The organism is Kineococcus indalonis (genome assembly GCF_009906395.1).
GTDB classification, from domain to species: Bacteria; Actinomycetota; Actinomycetes; order Actinomycetales; family Kineococcaceae; genus Kineococcus; species Kineococcus indalonis.
The window spans coordinates 1-8,550 of record NZ_JAAALM010000136.1; the positions used below are offsets into that span (position 1 = coordinate 1).

6 protein-coding genes and 1 pseudogene are annotated in these 8,550 nt (G+C 75.6%); 2 read left to right on the forward strand and 5 right to left on the reverse strand.

Translation table 11 applies throughout. The annotated features are described in order from the left end of the window. Positions 1–213, forward strand: a pseudogene (locus tag GTR00_RS22925) (tryptophan-rich sensory protein); the annotation flags it as partial. 2 nt (positions 214–215) lie between these two features. Here the strand turns inward: GTR00_RS22925 and GTR00_RS08955 are convergent. After that, a complete protein-coding gene (locus GTR00_RS08955) occupies positions 216–1,976 on the reverse strand; it encodes a proline--tRNA ligase (RefSeq protein ID WP_166611281.1) in 1,761 nt (586 codons plus the stop codon). 89 nt (positions 1,977–2,065) lie between these two features. Here GTR00_RS08955 and GTR00_RS08960 point away from each other — a divergent pair, with 89 nt between their 5' ends. After that, positions 2,066–3,499, forward strand: a complete 1,434-nt coding sequence (locus GTR00_RS08960; RefSeq protein WP_166611282.1) for an MFS transporter — start codon at positions 2,066–2,068, stop codon at positions 3,497–3,499. Positions 3,500–3,523: 24 nt separating this feature from the next. On the opposite strand, the gene GTR00_RS08965 is transcribed toward GTR00_RS08960, so the two are convergent. The 4 genes from GTR00_RS08965 to dxr form a co-directional block, all read right to left on the reverse strand. Next, positions 3,524–4,417 carry a GNAT family N-acetyltransferase gene (locus tag GTR00_RS08965; protein ID WP_166611283.1) on the reverse strand — a complete coding sequence of 298 codons (894 nt, stop codon included), beginning with the start codon at positions 4,415–4,417 and terminating at the stop codon, positions 3,524–3,526. 83 nt (positions 4,418–4,500) lie between these two features. Next, complete coding sequence (gene ispG / locus GTR00_RS08970; protein ID WP_166611284.1) at positions 4,501–5,661, reverse strand: flavodoxin-dependent (E)-4-hydroxy-3-methylbut-2-enyl-diphosphate synthase; 1,161 nt, start codon at positions 5,659–5,661, stop codon at positions 4,501–4,503. A 103-nt stretch (positions 5,662–5,764) separates the two neighbouring features. Next, on the reverse strand, positions 5,765–7,096 hold the full coding sequence (locus tag GTR00_RS08975; RefSeq protein WP_323132344.1) for a M50 family metallopeptidase: 1,332 nt from the start codon (positions 7,094–7,096) through the stop codon (positions 5,765–5,767). Further along, positions 7,093–8,355, reverse strand: coding sequence for a 1-deoxy-D-xylulose-5-phosphate reductoisomerase (gene dxr / locus GTR00_RS08980; protein ID WP_323132345.1), 1,263 nt, complete (start codon positions 8,353–8,355; stop codon positions 7,093–7,095). Before dxr ends, GTR00_RS08975 begins: the two co-directional genes overlap by 4 nt. Positions 8,356–8,550: the final 195 nt, after the last annotated feature.

The following is an 8,550-nucleotide window of genomic DNA, read 5'->3' on the forward strand; positions in this document are numbered from 1 at the left end:
CGCGAGCGCACCGCGGTGGGGGTCCTCACCGCGGTGCGCTCGCGCGGGCGCCTGGCGCCCGCGGCGGCGCTGACGTGGGGGCTGGCGTGGGTGTGCGTGGGGCGGCTGTCCGGCCCGGACTCCTCCACCGCGGCGGCCGCCGCCGCCGGTGCGGCCGCGGCGGTGGTCGCGGGGACCACCGCCGCGGTGCGGCTGCGCGCGCGGCGGCGCTGAGCTCAGCCGCGCACGGCGTCGGTGACGGCGCGCACGGCCTCCGCCAGGTGCACCTGGCGCGCCTCGCCGGTGCGGCGGTCGCGCAGCTCCACCACGCCCTCGGCCAGGCCCTTGCCCACGACGAGGATCGTGGGCACGCCGATGAGCTCGGCGTCCTTGAACTTCACGCCGGGCGAGACCTTGGGGCGGTCGTCGAGGAGGACCTCCACGCCGTCGGCCTGCAGCTGCGAGGCGATGCGCTCGGCGGTGGTGAAGACCTCCGCGTCCTTGCCGGTGGCGACGACGTGCACGTCCGCCGGGGCCAGGCCGCGCGGCCACACCAGGCCCTTGTCGTCGTGGTTGCCCTCGGCGATGGCAGCCAGGGCGCGGGTGACGCCGATGCCGTACGAGCCCATCGTCACGACGACCTGCTTGCCGTTCTCGTCGAGCACCTTCAGGTCCAGCGCCTCGGCGTAGCGGCGGCCCAGGGCGAAGATGTGCCCGATCTCGATGCCGCGGGCCAGCTCCAGCGGGCCGGAGCCGTCGGGGGCGGGGTCGCCCGCGCGGACCTCGGCGGCCTCGACGAACCCGTCGCCGGTGAAGTCGCGGCCGGCGACGAGGTCGAAGACGTGCTTGCCGGGCTGGTCGGCGCCGGTGATCCAGCGGGTGCCCTCCACCACGCGGGGGTCGAGCAGGTAGCGGATGCCGGAGGCCGACTCCGCGCCGAGGGCGCCGGGGCCGATGTAGCCCTTGACCAGCGCCGGGTGCGCGGCGAAGTCCGCCTCGCCGAAGGCCTCCAGCTCCGCCGGGGCCAGCGAGGCCTCCAGGCGCTTGAGGTCCACCTCGCGGTCGCCGGGCACGCCCACGGCCAGCGGCTCGCGGGTGCCGTCGGGGTGGCGCAGCACCACGAGGACGTTCTTGAGGGTGTCCGCGGCCGTCCAGGGCCGGTCCGGGCGCGGGTGGGAGGCGTTGGCGGCGGCCACCAGCGTCTCGATGGTGGGGGTGTCCGGGGTGTCCTCCACGTGCGCGGCGGGGGCGTCGTCGTGCGGCAGCGCGGGCGGCACCGGGGTGGTGACGGCCTCCACGTTGGCGGCGTACCCGCCCGGGGAGCGCACGAAGGTGTCCTCGCCGATCGCGGTGGGGTGCAGGAACTCCTCGCTGCGCGAGCCGCCCATCGCCCCGGAGACGGCCGAGACGATCACGAAGTCCAGGCCCAGGCGCGTGAAGACGCGCACGTACGCCTCGCGGTGCTTCTCGTAGGAGAGCTCCAGGCCGGCGTCGTCGACGTCGAAGCTGTAGGAGTCCTTCATGACGAACTCGCGCCCGCGCAGGACGCCGGCGCGCGGGCGGGCCTCGTCGCGGTACTTCGTCTGGATCTGGTAGATCGCCAGCGGCAGGTCCTTGTACGAGGAGTACAGGTCCTTCACCAGGAGGGTGAACATCTCCTCGTGGGTGGGGGCCAGCAGGTAGTCCGCGCCCTTGCGGTCCTTCAGGCGGAACATGCCGTCGCCGTACTCGGTCCAGCGGTTGGTGGCCTCGTAGGGCTCGCGCGGCAGCAGCGCCGGGAAGTGGACCTCCTGGAAGCCGGCGGCGTCCATCTCCTCGCGCACCACGGCCTCGACCCGGCGCAGCACCTTCAGGCCCAGCGGCAGCCACGTGTAGATGCCCGGCGCGGCGCGGCGCACGTACCCCGCCCGCACGAGGAGCTTGTGGCTGGCGACCTCGGCCTCGGCCGGGTCCTCCCGCAGGGTCCGCAGGAACAGCGTCGACATCCGCATGAGCACTCCGAGAGCCTATCCGTGGGCCGGTGACTCCCGCGCCGACGCCCGGTCACCACGACCAGCACCCCTCGTCCCGACGGCAGGAGCCCGCTGTGCCCGCACCCGAGGTCCCCCCGCCCCGCCTGGACCTGCGTTCGGGCCCGCAGCGGGTGTTCGCCCACCTGCTCGTCAGCAACGCCGTCGTCAGCGTGATCAACTACACCGTCTGGTTCGCGGTGACGTTCTGGGTGTTCCTGCAGACCCGCTCGGTGTTCGCCACCGGCATGATCGCCGGCATCTTCGTCGTGGCCACCGCCGCGACGGGCATCTGGTTCGGCAGCCTGGTGGACAACCACCGCAAGCGCTCGGTGATGCAGGCCTCGGCGCTGGTCTCGGCGGGCCTGTACGCCGTGTGCCTGGTGGTGCACCAGCTGGCACCCGAGGGGGCCTTCACCGACGTGGCGTCCTGGCAGCTGTGGGTCTTCGTCGTGCTGTGCATGGCCGGGGTCGTGGCCGGCAACCCGCGCGGCATCGCGCTGCCCACGCTGGTGACCCTGCTGGTGCCCGAGGACGTGCGCGACCGCGCCAACGGCCTGGTCGGGACGGTGACCGGCACCTCGATGCTCGTCACGTCCGTCATCAGCGGGGTCCTCGTCGCCTCCGGCGGCATGCTGCACGTGCTGCTGCTCGCGCTGGTGGTGCTCGCGGCCTCGGTGCTGCACCTGGCGCGCGTGCGCGTGCCCGAGACGCGCGTCGTCCACACCGACGCGGCGGGCGTCGCCGTGGCCGGCGCGGGCGGCGTGGACCTGCGGGGCACCTGGCGCCTGGTGCGGGGCGTGCCGGGCCTGGTGCCGCTGATCGCCTTCAGCTGCTTCAACAACCTCATCGGCGGCGGGTTCATGGCGCTCATGGACGCCTACGGCCTGTCCCTGGTGTCGGTGCAGGTGTGGGGGCTGCTGTGGGGCGGGCTGAGCGCCGTGATGATCGTCGGTGGGCTCCTCGTCGCCCGCCTCGGGCTCGGCAGCCGGCCGGTGCGGCTGCTGCTGCTGGTCAACGCCGTCGCGTGGACGGCGACGGCGCTGTTCCCGCTGGTGTCCTCGGTGGTGACGCTCACGGTCGCCATGGTGGTGTTCATGCTGCTCATGCCGTTCGCGGAGGCCGCCGAGCAGACCGTGCTGCAGCGCGTGGTGCCCTACGAGCGGCAGGGGCGCGTCTTCGGGTTCGCGCAGAGCGTGGAGCAGTCCGCCGCCCCGGTCACCGCGTTCCTCATCGGCCCGATCACGCAGTTCCTCGTCGTGCCGTCCATGACCGACGGGGCGGGGGCGGCGGCGATCGGCGCCTGGTTCGGCACCGGGCAGACCCGGGCCATCGCCCTGGTCTTCGTGGTCACGGGGCTGGTGGGGCTGGTCGCGACGCTGCTGGCGCTGGCCAGCCCGCAGTACCGCTCCCTGGAGGCGTCCTACGCGCGCACCGCCACCGACGCGGCCACCGACGGGGGCGCTGCCGCGAGGGCCGACGAGGGCGCCGACCGGGCCGGCCGGCGCTGACCCCGAGCGACCGGGACGGCCGCGTCAGAACAGCACGGTGGCGAAGGTGCCGACCTCGCGGAAGCCCACGCGGCGGTAGGCCGCCATCGCGCGGGTGTTGTAGTCGTTGACGTACAGGGAGACGACCTCCACGCCGTCGGCGCGGGCGGCGCGCACGACGGCGGCCATGCCCGGGGAGGCCAGGCCCTCCCCGCGCCGGTGCGGCGGCACCCACACGCCCTGCACCTGCACGACCTTGGGCGAGACCGCGCCCAGCTCGGCCTTGAAGACGACCTCGGGACCGGCGGCGCCGGGGTCCACGCGCACGAAGGAGCGGCCGGTGGAGACCAGCTCGGCGATGCGGGCGCGGTAGGCGCCGCCGCCGTCGGGCGGGGCGGGGGCGTAGCCGATCTCCTCGGTGAACATCGCCACGCAGGCGGGCACCACGATGTCCAGCTCGCGCAGCGCGGCGCGGCGCACCGCCGGGTCGGCGGGCACGGCCGGCTCGCCGTCGCAGACCATGAGCGGCTGGCGGGCGCGCACCTCGCGCACGCCGCGCCAGTGCGGCTCCAGGCGCTGCCACAGGGCCAGGACGGCCTCGGCCGGGCCCACCAGGGAGGAGCAGCGGCGGCCCTGCGCGCGGGCCTGCGCGGCGAAGGCGTCCAGCGCCGCCGGGGTCGCCTCCACGGGCACGAGGTTGGCGCCGGCCCAGCACGCCGAGACCAGCTCCCCGCCCTCGAACCAGCCCCAGACCTGCCCGCCCAGGTCGGTGCCGGGGCGGGCGAGCAGGCCGAGCACCCGGGCGGAGACGAAGAGGTTGGCGACCGGGTCCCGCTCGCACAGCCGCAGCAGCGCGGGGGCGTCGGCGCCGGTGAGGACGCGCAGGCTCCCGGGCGCGGCGGGGCCCCGGGACGTGGCCGCGGAGGGGGTCGGGTGCACCCCGGCATCCTGTCGCGTGGGCGGCGGGGCGTCCACGCGACCCCTCCCCCGGCGCGCCGCGCCCCACCGCACGGCCCGCGCCGTCAGCCGACGGTGACGGTGGGGCTGCCCGCGGCGGACTCGTCCTCCGGCTCGCCCATCTCGGCGGCCAGGCGGTTGGCCTCCTCGATGAGGGTCTCCACGATGGCGTGCTCGGGCACGGTCTTGATGATCTCGCCCTTGACGAAGATCTGGCCCTTGCCGTTGCCGCTGGCCACGCCGAGGTCGGCCTCGCGAGCCTCGCCGGGGCCGTTGACGACGCAGCCCATGACGGCCACGCGCAGCGGCACGCTCATGCCCTCCAGGCCCTCGGTGACCGCGTCGGCCAGGGAGTACACGTCCACCTGGGCGCGCCCGCAGGAGGGGCAGGAGACGATCTCCAGCTTGCGCGGGCGCAGGTTCAGCGACTGCAGGATCTGGATGCCGACCTTGACCTCCTCGGCCGGCGGCGCGGACAGCGAGACGCGGATGGTGTCGCCGATGCCCTTGCTGAGCAGCGCGCCGAAGGCGGTCGCGGACTTGATGGTGCCCTGGAAGGCGGGGCCGGCCTCGGTCACGCCCAGGTGCAGCGGCCAGTCGCCGCGCTCGGAGAGCATCTCGTAGGCGCGCACCATGACGACCGGGTCGTTGTGCTTGACGGAGATCTTGAAGTCGTGGAAGTCGTGCTCCTCGAACAGCGAGGCCTCCCACACCGCGGACTCCACCAGCGCCTCGGGCGTGGCCTTGCCGTGCTTCTGCATCAGGCGCGGGTCCAGGGAGCCGGCGTTGACGCCGATGCGGATCGAGACGCCGGCGTCCTTGGCCGCCTGGGCGATCTCCTTGACCTGGTCGTCGAACTTGCGGATGTTGCCCGGGTTGACGCGCACGGCCGCGCAGCCGGCCTCGATCGCGGCGAAGACGTACTTGGGCTGGAAGTGGATGTCCGCGATGACCGGGATCTGCGACTTCCTGGCGATGATCGGCAGCGCCTCGGCGTCGTCGGCGCTGGGGCAGGCCACGCGCACGATGTCGCAGCCCGTCGCCGTCAGCTCCGCGATCTGCTGCAGGGTGGCGTTGATGTCCGTCGTCGGCGTCGTCGTCATCGACTGCACCGAGATCGGGGCGTCGCCGCCGACCTCGACCGACCCCACCTTGATCTTGCGCGTCTTGCGGCGCGGGGCCAGGACGGGCGGGGGCAGGGCGGGCAGACCGAGGCTCACAGTCACGCGCCCAGTATCCGCCCCCGCGGGCGCGCCGACGACCACGGGGCGAGCCGTCCACCGCAGCGCCACCGGCTGTTCACGATCGGCGGACGCCCCGGCGCGGGGGTCAGCCCAGGGTGACGGGCCGCACGATGTCCGCGTACAGCAGCAGCGCGCTCATCCCGATGAGGACGAGCGAGACGCCGTAGGCCAGCGGCATCGCCTTGGCCACGTCCACCGGGCCCGGGTCGGGCCGGCCGCGCAGCCGGAACAGCGCCTTCTTCACGACCTCCCACAGCGCGCCGGCGATGTGCCCGCCGTCGAAGGGCAGCAGCGGGATGAGGTTGAAGACGAACAGCGCCACGTTCAGCCCCGCCAGCAGCGACACCAGCCGCGAGGTGCGCTCGGCCAGCTCGTCCCCGGGGATGATCGCGGGGCGGGCGTTCAGCTCCCCGGCGAGGCGGCCGATGCCGACGACGCCGATGGGCCCGTTCGGGTCGCGCGCCTCGCTGCCGAAGGCGGCCTGCGCCACGTCCACCAGGCGCTGCGGCAGGCGGAGCACGATCCCGGCCACGCCCTCGACCTGCTCGGCCACCACGGCGGGCACCTGCGACAGGGGGGTGCGCACGACGGCCACGCTGGGCGAGACCCCCAGGAAGCCGACCTCCTCCACCTGCCCGGTGGCCTCGCCGGTGCGCTCGTCGAGCACGGCGCGCTGGGTGAGCACGGGGGTGGCGCTCAGCTCCACCCGCCGCCCGTCGCGCTCGACGAGCACCGGCACGGTGCGCCCGCCGGAGGTGCGGATGGCGTCGGAGAGCTGCTCCCACCCGCTGACCGGCTCGCCGGCGAAGGAGAGCACGACGTCGCCGGGGCGCAGGCCGGCCGCCGCGCCGGGCGCCGGCGGGTCGCCGGGGCCGCACTCGGTGGCGGTGGTGCCGGCGGGCAGCACGCACTGCGAGACGGCGGAGACGGTGGGCACCAGGCCGGGGGTGCCGATGGCGCTGGAGGCCACGGCCGTGAGCAGCAGGGCCAGCACCAGGTTGACGAACGGCCCGCCGAACATGATCACGATGCGCTGGGCGACGGGCAGGCGGTAGAAGGTGCGCCGCTCCTCGCCGGGGCCGACCTCCACGAAGCTCGCCTGCCGGGCCTCCTCGGCCATCAGCGCCCAGCGGCCCGTGGAGGAGGCCCGCACCCGCCCGGGGGCGTCGCCCGGCTGCGGGGGGAACATGCCGATCATGCGCACGTAGCCGCCCAGCGGGACCGCCTTGAGGCCGTACTCGGTCTCCCCGCGCCGCCGGGAGAACAGGGTGGGCCCGAAGCCCACCATGTACTGCGTCACCTTCACGCCGAAGCGCTTGGCGGGCAGCAGGTGCCCCACCTCGTGCAGGGCGATGGACAGCGCCACCCCCGCGGCCGCGGCGAGGACGCCGACGACCCACAGCAGCACCTCGCTCACGCGCGCGCCCCCGCCGTCAGCTCCCGGGCCCGGGCGCGGGCCCAGTCCTCGGCGGCCAGGACGTCCTCCACGTCGCGCGGGTCCGCGCCCGGGGAGTGCTCGCCGACGACGCGGGCGACGGTGTCGACGATGCCCAGGAAGGGCAGCCGCCCGGCGTGGAAGGCGGCCACGCACTCCTCGTTGGCCGCGTTGAGCACCGCCGGGACGGTCGAGCCGCGCCGGCCCGCCTCGCGCGCCAGCTCCACCGCCGGGAAGGCCCGCGCGTCCAGCGGCTCGAACGTCCAGCTCGCCGCGCGGGTCCAGTCCACCGGCGCGGCCGCACCGGGCACCCGCCGCGGCCAGCCCAGCCCCAGGGCGATGGGCAGGCGCATGTCCGGCGGGGAGCACTGCGCCAGGGTGGAGCCGTCGGTGAACTCCACCATCGAGTGCACCACCGACTGCGGGTGGACCACGACCTCGATGCGCTCGTAGCCGATGCCGAACAGCAGGGAGGCCTCGATGACCTCCAGGCCCTTGTTGACCAGGGTCGCGGAGTTCGTGGTGACCACCGGCCCCATCGACCAGGTGGGGTGGGCCAGGGCCTGCTCGGGGGTCACGCCGGTCAGCTCCTCGCGGCGCCGGCCGCGGAACGGGCCGCCGCTGGCGGTGAGCACCAGGCGCGCCACCTCCCCGGCGTCCCCGCCGCGCAGGCACTGCGCCAGCGCGGAGTGCTCGGAGTCCACCGGAACCACCTGCCCGGGCGCGGCGGCGCGCGTGACCAGCGGCCCCCCGGCCACCAGGGACTCCTTGTTCGCCAGCGCCAGGGTGCTGCCGGCCGCCAGGGCCGCCAGCGTCGGGCGCAGCCCCACCGAGCCGGTCATGCCGTTGAGGACGACGTCGCACGGGTGCGCGGCGGCCTCGGCGGCCGCCTCCGGCCCGGCCACCACGCGCGGGGACCACCCGGCGCGCCCGGCCTCGCGCGCCCGCGCGGCCAGCGCCTCGCGCAGCGGGGCCTCCGCCTCCGGCCGGGCGACGGCCACCAGCGCCACCTCGTGCTCGACGGCCTGGCGGGCCAGGGCGTCCACGTCCGCTCCGCCGGCGGCCAGCGCGGTGACGCGGAAGCGGCCGCCGGCGGCGGCGACCACGTCGAGGGCCTGGGTGCCGATCGAGCCGGTGCTGCCCAGCAGCACCACCTCGCGCACGCCCCCGTCGCCGTCGGGGGACGGGCCCGGCGCGCCGGGCTGCGGGGCGGGTGCGGCGCGCAGGACGTCGGTGCTCACCGGGCCATTCTGACCGCCGCGCCCGCGCCCGGGGCCACCGGTGGCGGCGCGGGCCCGCCCGATCGGACAGGATGGCCCGAGCGCACCGCTCCACGGGAGGACAGCCGACATGCCCGCCACCCACCGCCGCCGGACCTGCGGCCTCGCCGCCGCGGCCGCGGTGGCGAGGGCGGCGAGGGCCGCGGCGGCGAGGCC